This window comes from Rhizobium sp. P2_G9 (assembly GCF_056403475.1).
In genome coordinates, this window is sequence record NZ_JBFUFK010000069.1 from 15,103 (window position 1) to 34,410 (window position 19,308).

Consider the following 19,308-nt stretch of genomic DNA (forward strand, 5'->3'; position numbering starts at 1 on the left):
AAATCCCGGTTTTTCGGCTTTTCATCTGTTGTCGATGAGATCAACAATGCTGTCACGACGATATGAAAAGAGCCAAAGAAATGAGTGAGACCGAAGAGCTCAACGCCATGAATGAGAGACATGAAGAGCGCATGGCGGCAATTCGCCTCCGCCTACAGCAATCTCTCGATGATCCTCGGCCTAATCTGACCAGCACCGAGATGTGTAAACGGCTACAGGCGCTCTATGCCCGCTATCAACAGACCACTGCTGATAGGCGCTGATCAAACCACATTCAACGGCTCGGTCTCAAAACGCTGATCAAACCCGCCAATCAGCGGCATGGCCTTCTGGATGGTCGCCCTGACTTCCGGAATATTCAGCGACCCGGCATGTGACTCCTTGTTGTCCCACACTTCAGTAATCCAGATCGCGTCCGCATCCGTCGGGTCGCGGGCGATGACATAGCTGATGCAGCCGGGCATTTTCACAGCGCCCTCGGTCATGATGGCGATCAGGTCGTCGCGCTTGCCGGTCTGGGCTTTGAACCTGCTGATCAGTCCATACATCTTCACCTCCTCAGGCGGCCGCTGCGGGTCGATCGAAGTCGCATGTGCCGAGCGACTTTAGCCGCATGCGATGGCTGACATCAACGATTGCCGCGATCACCGGCATCAATTCGGCACCGAGTTCGGTCAGCTTATATTCCACCGTCGGCGGCGAAGTCGGCATGACCTCGCGGTGCACTATGCCACGCTGTTCGAGTTCCTTTAGCCGCGCGCTCAGTACCTTTGACGAAATATTCGGGATGTCGGCACGCAGTTCTGAAAACCGGCGCGGCCCCTGGCTCAAATACCAGATGATATGCGGCGTCCAGGCGCCTGATATCATCGACATGCATTCGCCGAGAGGGCAGGCGGGGCTCGGCGCGTGGTTCTTGCGGCGCTTCAAGGTCATCGGATTTCTCCCCGGAAATCAGGTTACCTGGCGGATATCAGGAAATGCCGGTTACCTCAAGATGCCTGGTTACAAAAGAGAACCAGATATCCTAGTTACACCGCATCGAACCAATCCTTCGAAAGGTAACTATCATGAAGCTCTTCTATTCGCCCGGCGCTTGCTCCATGGCTTCCCACGTCATCCTGCACGAGATCGGCAAACCCTTTGAGATCGAGAAGGTCGACGGCAAAGCCAAGACGACGGAAAAAGGCACTGATTTCTGGACCATCAACGCCAAGGGCGCCGTGCCGGCACTGCAACTCGCCGATGGCGAAGTGCTGACCGAAGGCGCCGCCATCCTGCAATATATTGCCGACAGCAATGGCGCCACCGAACTCGCCCCGCCTGTTGGCACGATGGCACGCGCCCGCGTCCAGGAAATGCTGAATTTCGTCGCTTCCGAACTGCACAAGGCTTTCAGCCCACTCTTCTATCCGGGCAAGACGGAAGAAGAAAAGGATGCCGCCAAGGCTGCGATCGGCAAGAGATTCGATTGGCTGGAATCGCGCCTTGCCGATGGCCGCGCCTACCTCACTGGAAGTGCGTTCACCGTCGCCGATGCCTATACCTTCGTCGTTACCAATTGGTCGAAAGGCATGAATATCCCGCTGGACAAGTGGCCGAAGCTCAAGGCTTTCGTCGAGCGCGTTTCCGCGCGCCCGTCGGTGCAGGCGGCAATGCAGGCCGAAGGCTTGATTTAATCCAGCACAAGGCGCGGCTCGTAGCCGCGCCTTGACAGCCTCAGGCGAAGACCCGCTTGGGGCGGAATTCACCGGCCTCGATGGCGCCGATGGCGATCAGCTCGCCATGCGCCGTCGCATAGGCTTCGGGGCAGGGCAGCGGCGCATCGCGGCCGCGCAGGATGATGGGATTGCCGGCCCGCAGACGCCGCGCCTGATCGTCATTCACAGGCAGATGCGGCAGTGACGACAGCGCTTCGCCTGTATCGATCAGGAACGCATCAAGCGCCGCGAGCCGCTCATCCGCGTCCTCGATCGATTCGAGCTCGACCAGCTTGGCAAGCGGCACCATGGTTTCCTCGCCGAACGGCGCCACATAGCTGCGGCGCAGCGTGGCGATATGGCCATAGCAGCCGAGATCGCGACCGAGATCGCGCGCCAGCGAGCGCACATAGGTGCCCTTGCCGCATTCGACTTCAAAATGGGCGCGGTCTGTCTCGGCCTTGATCAGCGTCAGCCGGTGCACTTCGACTTCGCGGGCTGGAATTTCCACAACCTCGCCTTCACGCGCGAGATCATAGGCGCGCTCGCCGGCGATCTTGATCGCCGAGAATTGCGGCGGCACCTGTTCGATCACGCCGGTATATTTCGGCAGCAGCGCGCGGATCGCTTCCTCGGCCGGGCGGCTGTCCGACATGTGCACGGCTTCGCCTTCGAGGTCGTCGGTCGAGCGTTCCTCGCCCCAGGCGATGGTGAATTCATAGATCTTGCGGCCGTCCATGACATAAGGCACGGTCTTGGTGGCGTCGCCCAGCGCGATCGGCAGCATGCCGGAGGCGAGCGGATCGAGCGTGCCGGCATGGCCCGCCTTCTGCGCCTTGTAGAGCCACTTGATCTTGGAAACGGCTTCGGTCGAGCCGAAATCCACCGGCTTGTCGAGGATCAGCCAGCCGGAGATCGGCCGGCCCTTGGGTTTTCTCGGTTTGGACATTTATTCCTTGTCTTCTTCTTCCTGGTCCAGGTCTCGCTGTACCTGCGGCGACTTCAGCAATTCGTCGATCTTGCGATAATTCTCGAAACTCGTGTCGTCGCGGAAGCGAATGTCCGGCATGTATTTCATCTGCCTGAGCGCCGGCGACAGCTTGCCGCGGATGAAGCGGGCATTGCGGTTGAGCGCCTCCACCACGGTCTCATGGTCTACAGCGCCGAGCGGTGTCACATAGGCGGTGGCGATCTTGAGGTCCGGCGACATCCGCACTTCCGAAATCGAAACGACCGTGGTCTCGATCACCGGATCGACGATTTCGCCGCGCTGCAGGATCTGCGTCAGCGCGGAACGGACTTGTTCGCCCACCCGCAGCATACGCTGCGAGGGCGCGGAAGATGTGGCTTTCGACATGATATTTCCAATATGGCCATTGGCCCAACAATCAAGCGCGGTGAAATGACCTAGTTGCGGCCAAACGTCAAGGGCCAACCGCGTCTGCGACGGCAGCCCTGGCTTCGACGGCGCCCTTCCAGAGGGCGACAATTTCCCGAGCGCGCTTTGTATAGTCTTCATGTCCCTCGAAGGCGCGGGAGGGAAGATAGAACACCCATGTGCCATAATCGAAATAGATGCATCGCTTCGAGATGACGATATCGCGAATCGTCGTCCAACAGCTCTGGAACATCATCTCGCCGATGGTCGAGCGAATACCTTCGGGATAGATCTCAAAGGAAACAAGCCGTTTCCCGGCCATCCCTGCCTCAAGCGCCTCCTCCCGTCGCTTGGCGGCCAGCCGCTTCTGTATCACGATCAGCAGCCAGATGAGGGCGAACACTGGAAGAGCCTGAAGCATGGCGATGCTGAATGGCGGGATGCTGGAAAGGTCAGCGATATAGGTCAGCACATATCGCCGATAGAGTTCCATCAGCAGTCCAAAGAGGACGATATAGGCGATATACCAGAGCAAGGCATATTTACCAGGCGATCCGTTGCGGGATGTCAGCCATCGCGCCGTCGCCGTCCGTCCGATTTCGATCTGTTCCTTCGCATCTCGTTCGTAGGACAAAGACATAATGCAGTGTTGTCTATCGAAATCCATGCGGTTTTTCCCGATGTCGCGGCCCTCGTGGAGGAATACGGCTGGGAACCAGATTTCCGATGACCTTGTCCTATTTTTCCGACGTTCGGTCGTGTGCCGTTCGGACCTCTTCCGTCGACGAGCGGTTTTTTGCCTCGGCCCAAAGCCGGCGGGTTTGCTGTGCGGCTGCTTCGAATTCGGCGCGGCTCTTGAAGGCACGTGCCGGAATGTAGCTGATTGATGTATCAAAATCGAATTCGATACGATCCTGCCTGACGACGATGTCGTTGACTGCCCTCCAGTCGAATATGGTTGTGATCAGGCCATAGGATGTTCGGAGGCCCTCCTTAAAGATGTCAACATCGACAAACTTGCCAGGCTCCATCCTATCGATTAGCGCCTGCCGCCGCCGCTTCACTGCTCGGATACAGAAGATGTAGTAGAGGACAGCAAGCATGATGATGATCGGCAAGATTTGGAGCAGGACAATGCCGAGCGGTGCGACCGCATCCACGCCAAACACCGGCTCTAGCACCAGCTTTCGATAAAAATCCATCGACATGCCGATTGCGATACCGATGATTATCGAACCAACGAAGGTGACGCTGCGGGGAAGCTTGCGGCGCGGGCGCACGAGCCGGCGACCTGCGGCTATCATGGCATCGACATGCTCCTTCGGGTTACGTTCGAAAGAAAGCGACAGGACGCGATCTTGCGCATCGAGATGCATGCGGTTCTTCCCAATATTGCGGCCTTCATGCGGAAAACGGCGTGAAATCCGATTTCCGCTCACGCCATGCCCGATTTTCTGGAAGTTTAGACTGCGGTCCTTGTAGCAGACTTGCGGCTGATCAATTGCCGTCGACGGTGATCGGCAGCTGGTTTTCCTTGCCGACCGACAGCGCCCGGCTGCCGATCAGGTCGACGGCCGCACCGTCCTTGGTAGCCGTGGCCTTGACGACGCTGAAGCCGGTAACATTGCAGTCGGTGTCGGTGGTGATCTTCACCCGCTTCCTGCCGACGCTGTTGGCGCCCAGCGTGATGTCGTCCAGTGTCGCGTTGCCGGTGGCGGTGTCGTTGGGGTCGAATTGCGGGCGCAGCACGATCTCGACGTTCGAATAGGTGACCGTCTTGTCACGCAGGGTGAAATCGAAGGCACAATAGCCCTGGCCGCCCGTCAGCATGTTCGTGTTGGTGAGCACGAGTGCGAGAAAATGGGCGGTAAACATTCAAGAAAGCTCCATTCAACATGAAAATGGCGGCCGAAGCCGCCATGATCCTAGTCAGGATTGTGTCCACATCACAGCGTGCGCGTGACGTGTTCGACACGGAAGCATTCGATGACATCGCCCTGGCGGATGTCTTCGTAATTCTCGAAGGCCATGCCGCATTCCTGGCCGACCTGCACGTCCGAGACTTCGTCCTTAAAGCGCTTGAGCGTCTTGAGCTTGCCTTCGTGGATGACGACGTTGTCGCGCAGCAGGCGCACGCCGACGCCACGCTCGACCTTGCCTTCGGTGACGCGGCAGCCCGCGACCTTGCCGACCTTGGTAATGTTGAACACTTCCAGGATCTCTGCGTAGCCGAGGAAAGTCTCGCGCCGCTCCGGCGACAAGAGGCCGGACATGGCCGCCTTCACATCGTCCGTCAGGTCGTAGATGATGTTGTAGTAGCGGATTTCGATGCCCGCGCGTTCGGCCGCATCGCGCGCCTGGGGATTGGCGCGGACGTTGAAGCCGATGATCGCGGCGTTCGAGGCTTCCGCCAGCGCCACGTCCGATTCGGTGATCGCACCGGCGCCGGAATGAACGATCCGGGCACGGACTTCCTCGGTGGAAATTTTGTCCAGAGCGCCGGCAATGGCTTCGATCGAGCCCTGCACGTCGCCCTTGATCACCAGCGGGAATTCCTTGACGCCGGCAGCAGTCAGCTGCGTCATCATCTGTTCCAGCGAACCGCGCTGGCCAGCATGGCGGGCCACGGCCTTTTCGCGCGTCAAGCGCTGGCGATATTCGGCGATTTCGCGAGCACGGCTTTCGTTCTCGACGACGGCGAACTTATCACCCGCCTGCGGCGTACCCTGAAGACCGAGGATTTCGACCGGGATCGCCGGGCCGGCATCCTTGAGATGCTCACCGCGGTCATTGACCAATGCGCGCACACGGCCCCACTGGTCGCCGGCGACGATGATCTGGCCGGGCTTCAGCGTGCCCTTTTGCACCAGAACGGTAGCAACGGAGCCGCGGCCGCGATCGAGCTTGGCTTCGATGACGGAGCCTTCCGCCGTACGGTTCGGGTTGGCGCGCAGGTCGAGGATTTCCGACTGCAGCAGGATGGCTTCGAGCAGTTTGTCGAGGCCGGTGCCGGTCTTGGCCGACACTTCGACATCGAGCACTTCACCGCCCATGGTTTCGACGAACACTTCATGCTGCAGCAGTTCGGTCCGGACCTTCTGCGGATTGGCAGACGGCTTGTCGACCTTGTTGATCGCCACGATGATCGGCACGCCGGCCGCCTTGGCGTGGTTGATCGATTCGATCGTCTGCGGCATGACGCTGTCGTCGGCCGCAACCACCAGGATGGCAATATCGGTCACCTGGGCACCGCGGGCACGCATCGCGGTGAACGCAGCGTGGCCGGGCGTGTCGATGAAGGTGATCTTCGAACCGTTCTTCTCGACCTGATAGGCGCCGATATGCTGCGTGATGCCGCCGGCTTCACCGGCAACCACGTTGGCATTGCGGATAGCGTCGAGCAGCGAGGTCTTGCCGTGGTCGACGTGACCCATGATGGTCACGACCGGCGGACGCGGCAGCGTTTCCTCGGCTTCGTCGGCGCGGTTGAAGATGCCTTCTTCGATGTCTGACTCCGATACGCGCTTGACGGTGTGGCCGAATTCGACGGCGATGAGTTCGGCGAGGTCGGCATCGATGATGTCGCCCGGCTTCAGCATCTGGCCTTCCTTCATCAGGAACTTGATGACGTCGACCGAACGTTCGGACATACGTTGTGACAATTCCTGGATGGAAATGGTTTCCGGCAGGATGACTTCGCGGAGAACCTTTTCGCGTGTCTCCTGCATCTGCGCACGGCGGAACTTCTCCTGCCGGCGCCGCATCGAGGCCAATGAGCGGCCGCGTGACGGCGAGCCGTCATCATCTTCGCCGGTGACCACGACCTTTGCGGGCGCGCGACGGTTGTCTTCGACCTTGCGTGCAGGCTTGGGGGCCTCGACGCGAACGCCGGGCTTGCTGCTGCGCGGAGGACCGCCACGACCACCGCGATCGTCCTCTTCCTCACCGCGGCCACGGCCACGGCCGGGCTGGGCAAGGCCGGGTCTACCGGGTCCGGCGGGCTCCGGCTGTGCGGCAGGTGCAGGTCGGCCATCGGGACGACGCGCCTGCGGTCCGCCAGCACCATCAGGCCTGCGAGCCTGCGGTCCACCGGCACCATCTGTCCTGCGGGCTTGCGGCGCCGTGGCGTCGGCGCGTCGAATAATTTCGGCGACCGGTGCCGTGCGAGCGACTTCAACGGCGGGTTCCGGAACCCGCGCTTCGGCGACGGTTTCGACCTCGACAACCGGAGTGGCTTCGACAGGGCGCGTGGCTTCTTCCGCCTTGCGGGCAGCGTCTTCGGCGGCGCGGCGGGCAGCTTCCTCGGCCATGGCGCGTTCGCGGCGTACCGCTTCTTCGGCGCGCTGCTGCGCTTCTTCGGCGTCGCGGATCGCGGCCTGGGCAAGCGCGCGGCGGCGGGCCTCGATCTCGCCTGCGGAAAGATCGTTGAGCACATTGCCTGAACGGCCGCCATCGGGCCGCCGTGGCTGGCTCGACTGGTCGGGCCGGCGCTGCTGCTGGCCCTGCTGATCGGGGCGGCGCTGCTGATTGTTCTGCTGGTCGGGCCGACGCTGCTGGTTATTATTCTGCTGGTCAGGGCGGCGCTGCTGCTGGAGCGGCTGGCCCTGCTGGTCCGGACGCCGCTGCTCCGTCGGCTGGATGCGCGGCTGTGGTTGCGCCGGCTGCTGCACCGGCTGCGGACGCGCCTGGACTATCGGCGTCACGACAGCCGGCTTCTCATCCTGCGGACCGGTCGGCCGGCGCTTGCGGGTTTCCACGACGACAGCCTTCGTGCGGCCGCGCCCCATATCCTGGCGCACCGTGCCCTGTGCAAGGCCCGACGGTTTCAGCGTCAGCGTCTTCTTGCCTGATACATGCAAAGTCTTGTCGTCGTTATTATCGTTCATTCCGGTCCCGTTTTTTCCGAGGGCTCCCGCCGGCGGGCGAGCGTCCTTCGTCTAACAATCATCGCGGCAGTCATCTGTCGGAAGCTTTGCCTGAACTGCCGCCACGATAGGTCTCGAGCAGTTTCGCGCGCTTCACTACACCCTCACCGGCCTGCCCTGCAAGCGCTACGGCGTGGATAAATGCATTATCGCCCATCAGTTTTGCCATTTCCTCATAGCTGAGAAGCTGGAAAGCCGGCGGTTCTTCCTCTTCCATCGTCAGAGCCCAGGCCTTGCGCGCCTGGGCGATCTTGCGCACTCCGTCGTCGGCGGCATCGGTGGCGTGAAACACCGCGAGCGCCTCGCCGGCGCGCACTGCATTGTCCACCTTCATCGTGCCGGAGAGGAACTGGCCGGCCTTGCGGGCCATGTTCATCATCCCGGTCATGTTCGTGACCAGGAGATGGTCCACCTGATCGGCGAGATCGGCCGCAGGCCTCACATCTTTCTTGAATGCTCTTGCAAATATGTTCTTTTGAACAGCTTTTTCAAGTGTCCGCCGCTCGGCTTTCACCGAACAGCCGCGTCCCGGCAGCACCCGCTTCAGGTCCGGCACCACCGAACCATCAGGGCCGGCGACGAAGCGGATCATCTCGTCGGCCGGCAGAGCCTCGCGGGTTACGATGCACATGCGTTCGCCCATGAATTCGTCCTGATCCGTTTCGTTTTCGGACTTCATGAGCGACCGCCGATCTGCCCGAGACTAGTCTCAGGCTTCCTCTTCGATTTCGTCGGACTGGTCGGCGCTGGCCGCGGCAAGCGCCTCGGCTTCCTTGGCGAGGTCCTCCTCGGTAATCCAGCCCGCAGTCAGGCGGGCCTGTACGATCATGTGCTCGGCATCGGCACGCGACACATCGAGCTTCYGAAACAGGCCTTCGAAACGCTTGGTTTCGCCGTTCTTCTTCTCGACCCAGCCGACCAGGTCGTCGGCAGCGCAGCCGGCGAAATCCTCGATCGTCTTGATGCCGTCTTCGCCGAGCGCCACCAGCATGCGGGCGGTCATGCCCTCGATCTGGTAGAGTTCGTCCTCGACGCCCAGTTCCTTGCGCTTCTCGTCCATCTCCGATTCGAGGCGGTCGAGATATTCGCGGGCGCGGGCCTGGATTTCGGCCGCGGTCTCCTCGTCGAAGCCGTCGATCGAGGAGATTTCGCTGGGATCGACGAAAGCGAGTTCCTCGACCTGGGCAAAGCCTTCTGAGGCAAGCACCTGGCCGACCATCTCGTCGACGTCGAGCGCTTCCATGAACAGCTGGGTACGTTCGTTGAATTCTTTCTGGCGGCGGCCCGATTCTTCCTGCTCGGTCAGGATGTCGATATCCCAGCCGGTCAGCTGCGACGCGAGGCGGACATTCTGGCCGCGGCGGCCGATGGCCAGCGACAGCTGCTCGTCCGGCACCACGACTTCGATGCGCTCGGCATCTTCATCCAGAACGACCTTGGCGACTTCGGCCGGCTGCAGCGCATTGACGATGAAGGTCGCCGGGTCCTGCGACCAGGGAATGATGTCGATTTTCTCGCCCTGCAATTCGCCGACGACGGCCTGGACGCGGGAGCCGCGCATACCGACGCAGGCGCCGACCGGATCGATCGACGAATCGTTGGAGATGACGGCGATCTTGGCACGCGAACCGGGATCGCGGGCGACCGAGCGGATCTCGATGATGCCGTCGTAGATTTCAGGCACTTCCATGGTGAACAGCTTGACCATGAACTGCGGATGAGTGCGCGACAGGAAGATCTGCGGACCGCGCTGCTCGCGGCGTACGTCGTAGACATAGGCGCGGACACGGTCGCCGGGGCGCAGCGCCTCGCGCGGGATCATCTCGTCGCGGCGGATAATGCCTTCGCCACGGCCGAGATCGACGATGACATTGCCATATTCGACACGCTTGACCGTGCCGTTGATGATCTCGGAGATTCGGTCCTTGTATTCGTCGAACTGGCGGTCGCGCTCGGCCTCACGCACTTTCTGCACGATCACCTGCTTGGCCGACTGGGCGGCGATACGGCCGAAATCCATCGGCGGCAGCGGGTCGGCGATGAAGTCGCCGATCTGGGCGTCCGGATTGCGGTCGCGGGCCAGAAGTAGCGGAATTTCCCTGGAATAATCCTCGGCCTGTTCGACGACTTCCAGCAGGCGCTGCAACTTCATCTCGCCGGTCTTCGGGTTGATGTCCGCCTTGATGTTGGATTCGGTGCCGTAGCGAGAGCGAGCCGCCTTCTGGATCGCATCGGCCATCGCGGCGAGCACGATCTCGCGGTCGATGGATTTTTCGCGGGCAACCGCGTCGGCGATCTGGAGGAGCTCCAGCCTGTTAGCACTCACTACCATCGTCTTTAGTCTCCGTTATGGATGGTCGTTTCCGAGGATGCGCCTTTGGGCGATCAGTCCTCGTCGTCCTCTTCGATGTCATTCTGGTTTGCGGCGGCACGCGCGGCCTTGTCGGCTTTCAGCGCGTCGCGGATCAAGTCATCGGTCAGGATCAGTTTCGCCTCGGCCAGCGCCGAAAAAGGAATGGTGATCTCGCCTGCTTCGTCCCTGCTCGTCTGCTCCCGGTCGAGGACGAAACCGTCGTCCGTGACGCTCACGATCTTGCCGCGGAACCGCTTGCGGCCCTCGACCATGACCGAAGTCTCGCACTTGATCAGGTGGCCGGCCCACTTGCGAAAATCGCCCTTGCGGACCATCGGCCGATCGATCCCCGGTGAGGACATTTCGAGATTATACGCCTTGTCGATCGGGTCTTCCACATCGAGCACCGGCGAAATCGCCATGGACAGCGCTTCGCAATCGTTGACAGTCATCGTGCCATCGGGCTTTTCGGCCATGATCTGCAGCGTCGTGCCATTCTGGCTCGTGAGCTTCACTCGCACGAGCTGATAGCCCATGTCGACGATAACCGGCTCGATGATGGCCGCGACGCGCGCGTCGATGCCGGTTTCGGTGATCAGTCTCGGTTCGATAACCGTTTCGTTCATCGTTCTCTTTTCGTCCGGCAGGCCGGAGCTAACAAAAAAGAGCGGGTCCTCGCGGCCCCACTCTTCATCAACAGATCAAGAATTTGAGGCTCGTATAACCCCATCAGGGACCGATTGCAAGGCAAAACCCGTTTTCCACTTTCGCAGTGCAAAACCGATCAAGCGACAACCCAACCTGTCAAGTTTCCAGAGGATGCGAAGTGCGACATAGGCCGCCCATAACAGCCACAGGCCGGCACTGATCAGCCACGACATCACGTGGAACAGAAATTCGCCGAAGCGGAAGGTCAGCCGCGCCCCGCGCTTGAGGAGGAGCGCACCGCGGAATTTATTGCCCAGCCGGTCCGACATGCGTTCGAGCTGCCGCACATCGCCGGTCGTTTCGGCTGATTCGAGCACTTGCAGCGTGCCTCGATAGCCCTGCTTGGCGAAGACGCCCTCGAGCGCCGAGCCGGTCTGGCCGAGCTCCTGTACCACGCGCGGCTTGATCAGCCGCTTGGCCTCGTCGGCGGCGGCGGTGATATTCCAGTCACCGAGATTGCGGCCGATATCGCGCAGCACCCGGCTATCGACGGCATCCGCGGTCAGCCGGATCAATTGCTTTTCCAGCGCTTTCGACAATCGGCCCATCCGCTTCGCTGCCTTGAGCGCCGAGACACCGACTTTGCCGGCTGCGGACGTGCCACCGCTGAAAGTCAGCGCCGCCGTCATAACGATGCCGGTCGCCGCGAGCGCGACGGTGAGATTATCCTGATTGGGATAGGCCCAGGCCTGCTGCGCGAGATCTCGGACATCGCCGACGACAGTCAGGTCCGAAGCCACCGCACCGGCGAAGGCGGTCGGGCTATCGGCCTGCCCGGTCACGACGCCATCCAACAGCTGACCGGCGGAGCGCGTCAGGCTGAATTCCTCGGCATCGCCGATCTGCTGCAGCAAGGGGCCGCTGATCTCGATTCCCCGGCTTGCAGCGAGGTCGGCCAGGCTGCGAGCCAGTTCCGCATCGTCCTTGGCAAGCGCCGCGGCGATTTCTTTTTCGTAGTCTGCCTTGCCGAGACCGGAGAGGCGATAGAGCAGCATCTGCACGGGGTCGTCGCGGAAACCGAAAATCCGCACGGCCTCGAGGGCGCGCGGCAAAACCTCATAGCCCGACAGCACCAGCGATGCCGCCAGGCCGATGCGCATCAACAATCCAAGCATGAAAATCCGGCCGGGGCGCTCGGCGCCAAGGCGCCTTTCCTGCCCATTGGCCGACAAATGCGGGTTTTTCAAGACTGGCAGGTGTCTTATCTGCACCCGCAACCTTCAAGGGGAGGGGCGAAGCTTGGGGATATCGGTCGAGCGGTAATCAGAGCCTCTATAGAAATATTCACCCATATGGTTGACTAATGGCCTGAGATATAATATTCAACCATTAGGGTGAATAAATGGAAGACGAAGCCTTGTCACGCATCCTCAAAGCCGTCGGCGATACGACGCGACGGCAGATTCTCACACTCCTCGTGCAGGAGGGGCCGCTGAGAGTGACGGGTCTTGCCTCCCATTTTGACATGTCGCTGAACTCCGTTTCCAAGCACATCAAGGTCTTGGAGGAGGCGGGACTGGTCACTCGCCGGACCATGGGTCGGGAACATTTCATCGCCGCCGAGCTCGCACCGCTCAGGCATACGGAGAAATGGTTCGGGCAATTGAAGTCGGTCTGGGAACTGCGCCTTGCCGCGCTCGATCAACTGCTGACGCTAGAGGATAACGACCATGAGTGACGCTGCCACGATGAATGAACTGGAACTGACCATCAACCGCCGCTTCGCCGCCTCGCGCGAGCGCGTCTTCAACGCCTGGCTCCAGCCCAGGACGCTCGCCAAGTTCATGAAGCCCACCGATCTCGAACATCTCGATGCGGTGGTGGAGAACGACCCGGTGAAGGGCGGCCGCTTCTCGATCCTGATGAAGATGGAGGAGAAGGATATCCCGCATGAAGGGACCTATCTCGAAATCGACCCCCATTCGCGCCTGCAATTCACCTGGGAATCGGCCAATTCGCTCGACGACAGCGTCGTCACCATCGACCTCGTGGAAGTCGACGGCAACACCACCGATCTCACGCTGCATCAGGTGAAGTTCAAGAGCGAGAGCCTGCGCGACGGCCACATCATGGGCTGGACACGCATGCTCGACGTGCTGACCCGCGTGCTGGACTGACAGGACCAGAACGGGGGGGGGCCGCCAGCCCATGCTTTTCCTGCCAGCGGCCGATCGAGCGGCGGGTCTTGAAGCCCGGCAGGCCGTCGACCTTGCCGACATCACTGCCCGTCTTGGCGAGTTTCTTCTGCATAGACAGCACGTCAGAGCGCAGCATGGACCCGATATCGCCCCATGGCGCCTTGAAGGCGCCGGAGCCATAGGTGATGCGATCGGACAGATTTGCGATGAACAGCCCGTAGAGATCGGAATTGTTATATTCCTTGATCACGTAAAAATTCGGACTGACGATAAAGACCGGTCCATGCGTGCCGGCCGGCACCAACATCATGCTGTCGGCCTTCATCTCGTCCGATGCGAAAGCCTTGCCGGAGATGCGTTCAATACCGAGTCCGGCCCAATATTTCAGCGGCTTGGCGACATCAGGCCCTTCCAGGGAGCAGGAGACTTTGCTTGGAATGGTCACTTCATAGCCCCAGCCCCGGCCACGCTGCCAGCCCTTGGCGACGAGATAGTTGGCGATCGAGCCGAGCGCATCCGGCACCGAATTCCAGATATCCTTCTTGCCATCGCCATCCATGTCGACGGCATATTTGAGATAGCTCGACGGCATGAATTGCGGTTGGCCCATCGCACCCGCCCAGGAGCCCTTCATCATCTTCGGATCAATGCCGGCCTGCACCATGGCCAGCGCCGCCAGCAGCTCCGTCTTGAACAGATCTCTGCGGTCGTCGCTCATAAAAGCCTTGGTGGCGAGCACGTCCATTTCCGAACTGGCAATCTTTGCCTGCCCATAGCCGGTTTCGCGGCCCCAGATGGCGAGCACGATCTCGCCCGGCACGCCGAAACGCTTTTCGATGCTTTTCAGCAGCTTCGCATGCTGGCCGGCATAGGCACGGCCATCGGCCGTCAACTTGGCGAGCCGCTTCTCGCTGAAATAAGGCCCCGGCGAGGAAAATTCCGCCTGGCTCTGCTTCTTCTCTTTCTTCGGCTTTTCGCCCGGCGGCGTCAGGTCCGGCAGGCTCCAGTTGATGGCAACGCCGTCAAAGGCACGATCGAAGGCCTTGCGGGAAATGCCCTCGGCTTTCGCTGCCGGCCAGATGTCGCTTTCGATCCAGGCGTGGAATTGTTTTTCGACTGCGGCCTTAGAGGTGGCGTGGGCGGGGAGGGGGAGTGTGGAGAAGACGATCATCAAGAGTGCGGCGACTGCGTTCCGGATACCCCCCTCTGCCCTGCCGGGCATCTCCCCCTCAAGGGGGGAGATCGACTCGCGGCGGCCGCCTGCCTTGATCTCGACGCCTGAATTGACGCGAGGAGCGTGCCCCCATCCAATCTCCCCCCTTGAGGGGGAGATGTCCGGCAGGACAGAGGGGGGTGCCGGCACCCGCGACGCACCAAGGAAAATCGACAGAAACGTCCGCACGTCAGTTCTCCTCGCCTGCCATCAAATCGCCGTCCGCGACCTCAACGCCGCCGTCAAAGTCCCGTCGTCGAGATAATCCAGTTCCCCACCCACCGGCACGCCGTGGGCGAGCCGCGTGATCTTGATGTCGAGCCCGGCCAACTGGCTGGTAATGTAATGCGCCGTCGTCTGCCCCTCGACGGTGGCGTTGACGGCGATGATGATCTCCTTGACGCTGCCGCCCATCACCCGCTCGATCAGCCCGCGAATGTTGAGGTCATCCGGCCCGACGCCGTCGAGCGGCGACAGCGTGCCGCCCAGCACATGATAGGCGGCATTCATCGCGCTCGCCCGCTCCAGCGCCCAGAGATCGGAAACATCCTCCACCACAATGATGACGGAATGATCGCGTCGTTCATCGGTGCAGACGGTGCAGGGATCGATCGTATCGACATTGCCGCAAACCGAGCAGATCCGTACTTTCTGATGTGCTTCGCTCATGGCATTCGCCAGCGGCCCCAGAAGCTGGTCCTTCTTCTTGACCAGATGCAGTGCCGCCCGCCGCGCCGAACGCGGCCCCAGCCCCGGCACCTTGGCCAGCAACTGGATAAGCTTTTCAATTTCGGGGCCGGTGACTCGTTTTGCCATGAGGCGCTTCTAGCGTAGATAAGCGGTGAAAGGGAATTATTTCGTGGCGATTGCCACCGCCGCACCCGCCATCAGCCCGGCGCTGGTGCGGTTGGCGATCTTCACCGCACGGCTGCTCCTCAGCAAAAGCCGGGCCTTCGAGGCGAACAGCACCCAGGCGAGGTCGACGAAGACCAGCACGGCGAACATCACGCTCACCAGTTCCAGCCAGCCGGACAGCGTCACGGCGTTCAAATCGATGATTGTCGGCAGGAGCGCGACGTAGAACATCATGATCTTCGGATTGCCGAGCGTCACCGTCAAACCGGCGAAGAACAGTTTGCGCGCCGAGCCGGTCTCGGGCAGGGCGCCGCCATCGGTGTCGGTCGGCGCTCGCCACATTTTCCAGGCRAGAAAGAGCAGATAGGCGACACCGATCCATTTGATCGCAACGAAGACATAATGGAACGTCTCGGCAATGGCCGCCAGTCCCAGCACGGCGCAGGAGAGCCAGACCGCTTCGCCGACCCACATCGCTGCCAGAAATGGGAAGACGTCGCGGGCGCCGCGGGTCAGCACACGGGCGATGAGTGCGGCGATGCTCGGACCGGGCGAACCGGCGGCAATCAGCAGTGCGCCGGCAAAAATGGCTAGGGATGCAAGTGTCATGATGCTCCTCCGTCGAGGCGCGAACATAATGCCGTTGGCAATAAGCAGGCAAGCGCTGTTAACGGTTGCCGGCGGAACGGGCCAGTGCCGACTGGATGAGATTGCGTGCGGCTTCGCCCGCCGTCGTGAAATAGGATGGTTCCCTGTGCAGCATGGCGACAGAAAAGGCGCCATCCAGCAGCAGCCGGATCTGCCGCGACAACGGCTCTGCGTGTTCGATACCCGCTTCGGCGAGACAGCCGGCAAGCCAGGCCTCGACTTTCCTTTTATGCTCAGCCCCGACCTTCAGCGCCGGGTGCCCAGGCAGGTTGATGAGTTCCGCCGAGGTACGCAGGAAGCCGCAGCCTTTCCATTTTGGATGTTTCGCAGCTTCCGCAAGGTGGTCGAAGATGGCGGCGATCTTTTCGTCGATCGCGCCCTCGGCCTCGCCGAACCATTTCTGAAAGGCCGAAAGGTTCGGCAGGTCGCGATAATCGAGATAGGCGGCGACCAGGTCGTCCTTGCTGCGGAAATGATAATAGAGCGAGCGTTTTGTCAGGCCTGCTTCTTCAGCGATCGCATCGACGCTGACGCGGCCGATCCCCTCGCGGTAGAACAGCCGGTTGGCGGCGGCGACGATGCGTTCCCGGGTCGAAATTTCGCTCATGATGCAAAGTATACCGACCAGTTAGTATACACAAGCAGCGCGTTTCACCATGCTATGAACCGTGAGACAGCCGGCGAGGACGATCTTGGAAGGCACCCAGACGCAAATCATCTGCAGCGACGGCGTCAGGCTGGGCGGGCATTGGTGGAAGGTGCAGGCCCAGCATCCCAGCGGCGCGGTGATCATCAATCCTGCCACCGGCGTCCAGGCGCGCTATTATCATCGCTACGCCGCCTTCCTCGCCCGGCACGGCTTCGATGTACTGACCTACGACTATCGCGGCATCGGTTTCTCGCGGCCGGTGCGGCTCAGGGGCAAGCGTTACAGCTGGCGTGACTGGGGCGAGAAAGATTTCGATGCCGCGCTGCGCCATGCGCTGCAATGTGAGCCGGCGTCACCGATCCTGGTCGTCGGCCATTCGATCGGCGGCTTCCTGCCCGGTTATTCGGAAAATGCCTGGAAGATCTATCGCATGCTGACCCTTGGCGCCCAGCATGCCTATTGGCCGGACTATGCCGCCCGGCAGCGCATCGGCCTGGTGCTGAAATGGCATGTGCTGATGCCGGCCGTGACGGCGGCATGCGGCTATTTCCCCGGCTGGCTGGTTGGCAAGCTGGAGGACCTGCCCGCCGATGTCGTCTGGGCCTGGAGCTTCGGCGGCCGCCATATGGAGCGCTGGTTGCCGGACGAGGAAAGACAGAAAATCCTCAAACGTTTCGCCGAGGTCGGCGCGCCGATCCTGGCGCTCAGCATGTCGGACGATCATTTCGGCACCAAGGCTGCGATCAATCGTACGCTCGATTATTATCGCACGGCTGATGCCACCAAAGTCATGCTCGATCCGACCGATGTCGGCTTTGACCGCGTCGGCCATTTCGATCTCTTTCACGCCCGCCACGAAGCGAGCTTCTGGCTCGATACCCTGCTCTGGCTGCGCGATGGCATAAATCCCTGGCCGCAGAGACAGTTTTACTAGATAGAGGAGGCGGCTGCAGCGCCGCCGCGCAGCCGCTTGCATGACTGGGAGGATTCTATGCACCTGACCTATCACACCGTCGATGTCTTTACCCGCACCCGCTTCGGCGGCAATCCTCTGGCTGTCGTGCTCGGGGCCGATGCGCTGAAAACCCCGGAGATGCAGGCCATCGCGCGCGAATTCAATTATTCCGAGACGACTTTCGTTCTCCGCCCGGTCGATGCGGGGCATACTGCCAATGTGCGGATTTTCACGCCGGCAGTGGAAGTCCCGTTTGCCGGGCACCCGAATGTCGGAACTGCCTTCGTTCTGGCGAGCCTGGAAGAGGCGCACAAGTCCGAGGAGTTCGTCTTCGAAGAACAGGCAGGGCTTGTTCGTGCCCGTATTGTCCGCCGCCAGGGGCTGCTCGACCAAATCGAGCTGACAGCGCCGCAAAAGCTCTCGACCGGACGCTCGTTCGGTCTGGATGAGGTTGCGGCCTGCCTGTCGTTGACAGCGGCAGACCTGGCCACCGGCTTGCAGCCGCCGCGCGTCGTCTCCGTTGGCCTGCCATTCCTCGTGGTCGAGATCGCCACCCGGGATGCTTTGGCGCGTGCACGCGCCAAGGAAGAAGCCTTCACGCGGATTTTCCCCTCTGACGGCGCCGACGCGATCTATCTCTATTGCCGGGAATTGAACGAGCGTGACGGCGAAGTGGATTTCACCGCACGCATGTTCGCACCTTTCGACGGCCTGCCTGAAGATCCCGCCACCGGCAGCGCGACCGCCGCGACCTGCGCTCTGATCGCATCGCTCGAAGGCGGAAAACGTCGTCAATTCCGGATCGCACAGGGGATCGACATGGGTCGGCCCAGCCTGCTTTCAGCAGCGGTCGATGAAGACGGAACAGTTCATATCGGCGGCTCCTGCGTGCCGGTGATGACGGGAACGCTGAGCGTCTAGGAACGTCGTCTCCCACTTAAACCCTTGGCCATGAAGGTGGTTTTACTAGGGCGCAGAATTCGGTCATGATGTGCGAACCGGAGGAAAGCTGCGTCATGACTGAGAAAAAGACGAATCCCAAGGTCGATGCCTTCATGGAAAGAGCCGACAAATGGCGGGAGGAATTCGAGAAATTGCGCGCGATCGCGCTTGATTGCGATCTCGCCGAGGAACTGAAATGGGGCCAGCCCTGCTATGCTGTGGACGGGAACAACATTGTCCTGATGCATGGCTTCAAGGAATATTGCGCGCTGCTGTTCTTCAAGGGCGCGCTGATGAAGGACCCCAACGGCATTCTCATCCAGCAGACGGAGAATGTGCAGTCGGCGCGGCAGATCCGCTTCATCAATACCGGCGAAATCGCTCAGCTGAAGCCGGTGTTGAAGGCTTATATTCTCGAGGCCATCGAAGTGGAGAAAGCGGGCCTCAAGGTCGAGATGAAGAAGACCGAGGAATTCGCCATGCCTGACGAATTCAAGGCGAGGCTGGATGCGGATTCCTCGCTGAAGGAAGCGTTCGCGGCGCTGACACCGGGCCGGCAGCGCGCCTATCTGCTGCACTTTTCCCAGGCCAAGCAGGCCAAGACGCGGGAGGCGCGGATTGAGAAATGCATTCCGGATATTTTTGTGGGGAAGGGGTTGAATGATTGAAGTGGCGATGATGTCCCCCCCGCTCCTCAGCGAGGCATGACAATCGCATATGGCATACCCCCCTCTGCCCTGCCGGGCATCTCCACCTCAAGGGGGGAGATTGGCTAGAGACATGCACCTCGGCTCAAATATCCGCCAAGAACTGGGTTCGAGACTATTGTTTTTGTGGCAGAGCG

Annotated in this window: 23 protein-coding genes; 7 read left to right on the plus strand and 16 right to left on the minus strand. The window is 61.0% G+C overall.

Going from position 1 to position 19,308, the window contains the following annotated elements; translation table 11 throughout:
• Positions 1-80 precede the first annotated feature (80 nt).
• The gene (locus tag AC1DYF_RS36390) at positions 81-263 is read left to right on the plus strand and encodes a hypothetical protein (protein ID WP_477883289.1); all 183 of its coding nucleotides are present in this window, start codon (positions 81-83) and stop codon (positions 261-263) included.
• Here AC1DYF_RS36390 and AC1DYF_RS36395 read toward each other — a convergent pair whose 3' ends face one another.
• Positions 264-548, minus strand: coding sequence for a putative quinol monooxygenase (locus tag AC1DYF_RS36395; protein ID WP_477883291.1), 285 nt, complete (start codon positions 546-548; stop codon positions 264-266).
• A gap of 10 nt (positions 549-558) precedes the next feature.
• Positions 559-936, minus strand: a complete 378-nt coding sequence (locus AC1DYF_RS36400; protein ID WP_477883293.1) for a winged helix-turn-helix transcriptional regulator — start codon at positions 934-936, stop codon at positions 559-561.
• A 134-nt stretch (positions 937-1,070) separates the two neighbouring features.
• On the opposite strand from AC1DYF_RS36400, the gene gstA reads away from it, so the two are divergent.
• On the plus strand, positions 1,071-1,679 hold the full coding sequence (gene gstA / locus AC1DYF_RS36405; RefSeq protein ID WP_477883294.1) for a glutathione transferase GstA: 609 nt from the start codon (positions 1,071-1,073) through the stop codon (positions 1,677-1,679).
• A 40-nt stretch (positions 1,680-1,719) separates the two neighbouring features.
• Here gstA and truB read toward each other — a convergent pair whose 3' ends face one another.
• The 10 genes from truB to AC1DYF_RS36455 form a co-directional block, all read right to left on the minus strand.
• Positions 1,720-2,649, minus strand: coding sequence for a tRNA pseudouridine(55) synthase TruB (gene truB / locus AC1DYF_RS36410; protein WP_477883295.1), 930 nt, complete (start codon positions 2,647-2,649; stop codon positions 1,720-1,722).
• A complete protein-coding gene (gene rbfA, locus AC1DYF_RS36415) occupies positions 2,650-3,057 on the minus strand; it encodes a 30S ribosome-binding factor RbfA (protein ID WP_477883296.1) in 408 nt (135 codons plus the stop codon).
• Between the two features lie 67 nt (positions 3,058-3,124).
• Complete coding sequence (locus AC1DYF_RS36420) at positions 3,125-3,745, minus strand: hypothetical protein (RefSeq protein ID WP_477883298.1); 621 nt, start codon at positions 3,743-3,745, stop codon at positions 3,125-3,127.
• A 70-nt stretch (positions 3,746-3,815) separates the two neighbouring features.
• Positions 3,816-4,454: a hypothetical protein gene (locus AC1DYF_RS36425; RefSeq protein ID WP_477883300.1), complete on the minus strand. Its 639-nt coding sequence runs from the start codon at positions 4,452-4,454 to the stop codon at positions 3,816-3,818.
• Positions 4,455-4,575: 121 nt separating this feature from the next.
• Positions 4,576-4,953, minus strand: a complete 378-nt coding sequence (locus tag AC1DYF_RS36430) for a hypothetical protein (RefSeq protein WP_477883302.1) — start codon at positions 4,951-4,953, stop codon at positions 4,576-4,578.
• A 71-nt stretch (positions 4,954-5,024) separates the two neighbouring features.
• Entirely contained in the window at positions 5,025-7,964 is a 2,940-nt protein-coding gene (gene infB, locus AC1DYF_RS36435) for a translation initiation factor IF-2 (RefSeq protein WP_477883304.1), read from the minus strand.
• 70 nt (positions 7,965-8,034) lie between these two features.
• The gene (locus tag AC1DYF_RS36440) at positions 8,035-8,682 is read right to left on the minus strand and encodes an RNA-binding protein (protein WP_477883305.1); all 648 of its coding nucleotides are present in this window, start codon (positions 8,680-8,682) and stop codon (positions 8,035-8,037) included.
• A gap of 30 nt (positions 8,683-8,712) precedes the next feature.
• Complete coding sequence (nusA, locus tag AC1DYF_RS36445) at positions 8,713-10,335, minus strand: transcription termination factor NusA (protein ID WP_477883306.1); 1,623 nt, start codon at positions 10,333-10,335, stop codon at positions 8,713-8,715.
• A gap of 53 nt (positions 10,336-10,388) precedes the next feature.
• Positions 10,389-10,982, minus strand: coding sequence for a ribosome maturation factor RimP (rimP, locus tag AC1DYF_RS36450; protein ID WP_477883307.1), 594 nt, complete (start codon positions 10,980-10,982; stop codon positions 10,389-10,391).
• A 75-nt stretch (positions 10,983-11,057) separates the two neighbouring features.
• On the minus strand, positions 11,058-12,179 hold the full coding sequence (locus AC1DYF_RS36455) for a hypothetical protein (RefSeq protein ID WP_477883308.1): 1,122 nt from the start codon (positions 12,177-12,179) through the stop codon (positions 11,058-11,060).
• A gap of 227 nt (positions 12,180-12,406) precedes the next feature.
• Between AC1DYF_RS36455 and AC1DYF_RS36460 the strand changes: the two genes are divergently transcribed.
• Both AC1DYF_RS36460 and AC1DYF_RS36465 read left to right on the plus strand, forming a co-directional pair.
• Positions 12,407-12,742, plus strand: a complete 336-nt coding sequence (locus AC1DYF_RS36460; protein ID WP_477883309.1) for an ArsR/SmtB family transcription factor — start codon at positions 12,407-12,409, stop codon at positions 12,740-12,742.
• Positions 12,735-13,181, plus strand: coding sequence for an SRPBCC family protein (locus AC1DYF_RS36465; protein WP_477883311.1), 447 nt, complete (start codon positions 12,735-12,737; stop codon positions 13,179-13,181). Before AC1DYF_RS36460 ends, AC1DYF_RS36465 begins: the two co-directional genes overlap by 8 nt.
• Here the strand turns inward: AC1DYF_RS36465 and AC1DYF_RS36470 are convergent.
• The 4 genes from AC1DYF_RS36470 to AC1DYF_RS36485 form a co-directional block, all read right to left on the minus strand.
• Entirely contained in the window at positions 13,132-14,424 is a 1,293-nt protein-coding gene (locus AC1DYF_RS36470; protein ID WP_477883359.1) for a lytic murein transglycosylase, read from the minus strand. The two genes, AC1DYF_RS36465 and AC1DYF_RS36470, sit on opposite strands and share 50 nt — an antisense overlap.
• A 201-nt stretch (positions 14,425-14,625) precedes the next feature.
• Positions 14,626-15,231, minus strand: coding sequence for a recombination mediator RecR (gene recR, locus AC1DYF_RS36475; protein WP_477883312.1), 606 nt, complete (start codon positions 15,229-15,231; stop codon positions 14,626-14,628).
• Positions 15,232-15,267: 36 nt separating this feature from the next.
• Positions 15,268-15,879 (minus strand): LysE family translocator, encoded by a 612-nt coding sequence (locus tag AC1DYF_RS36480; protein WP_477883314.1) that lies wholly within the window; start codon positions 15,877-15,879, stop codon positions 15,268-15,270.
• Positions 15,880-15,937: 58 nt separating this feature from the next.
• On the minus strand, positions 15,938-16,528 hold the full coding sequence (locus tag AC1DYF_RS36485; protein ID WP_477883361.1) for a TetR/AcrR family transcriptional regulator: 591 nt from the start codon (positions 16,526-16,528) through the stop codon (positions 15,938-15,940).
• An 82-nt stretch (positions 16,529-16,610) separates the two neighbouring features.
• Between AC1DYF_RS36485 and AC1DYF_RS36490 the strand changes: the two genes are divergently transcribed.
• The 3 genes from AC1DYF_RS36490 (at position 16,611) to AC1DYF_RS36500 (ending at position 19,132) form a co-directional block, all read left to right on the plus strand.
• Positions 16,611-17,501, plus strand: a complete 891-nt coding sequence (locus AC1DYF_RS36490; protein WP_477883316.1) for an alpha/beta hydrolase family protein — start codon at positions 16,611-16,613, stop codon at positions 17,499-17,501.
• A gap of 57 nt (positions 17,502-17,558) precedes the next feature.
• Complete coding sequence (locus tag AC1DYF_RS36495) at positions 17,559-18,443, plus strand: PhzF family phenazine biosynthesis protein (RefSeq protein ID WP_477883317.1); 885 nt, start codon at positions 17,559-17,561, stop codon at positions 18,441-18,443.
• 95 nt (positions 18,444-18,538) lie between these two features.
• A complete protein-coding gene (locus AC1DYF_RS36500; protein WP_477883319.1) occupies positions 18,539-19,132 on the plus strand; it encodes a YdeI/OmpD-associated family protein in 594 nt (197 codons plus the stop codon).
• Positions 19,133-19,308 lie beyond the last annotated feature (176 nt).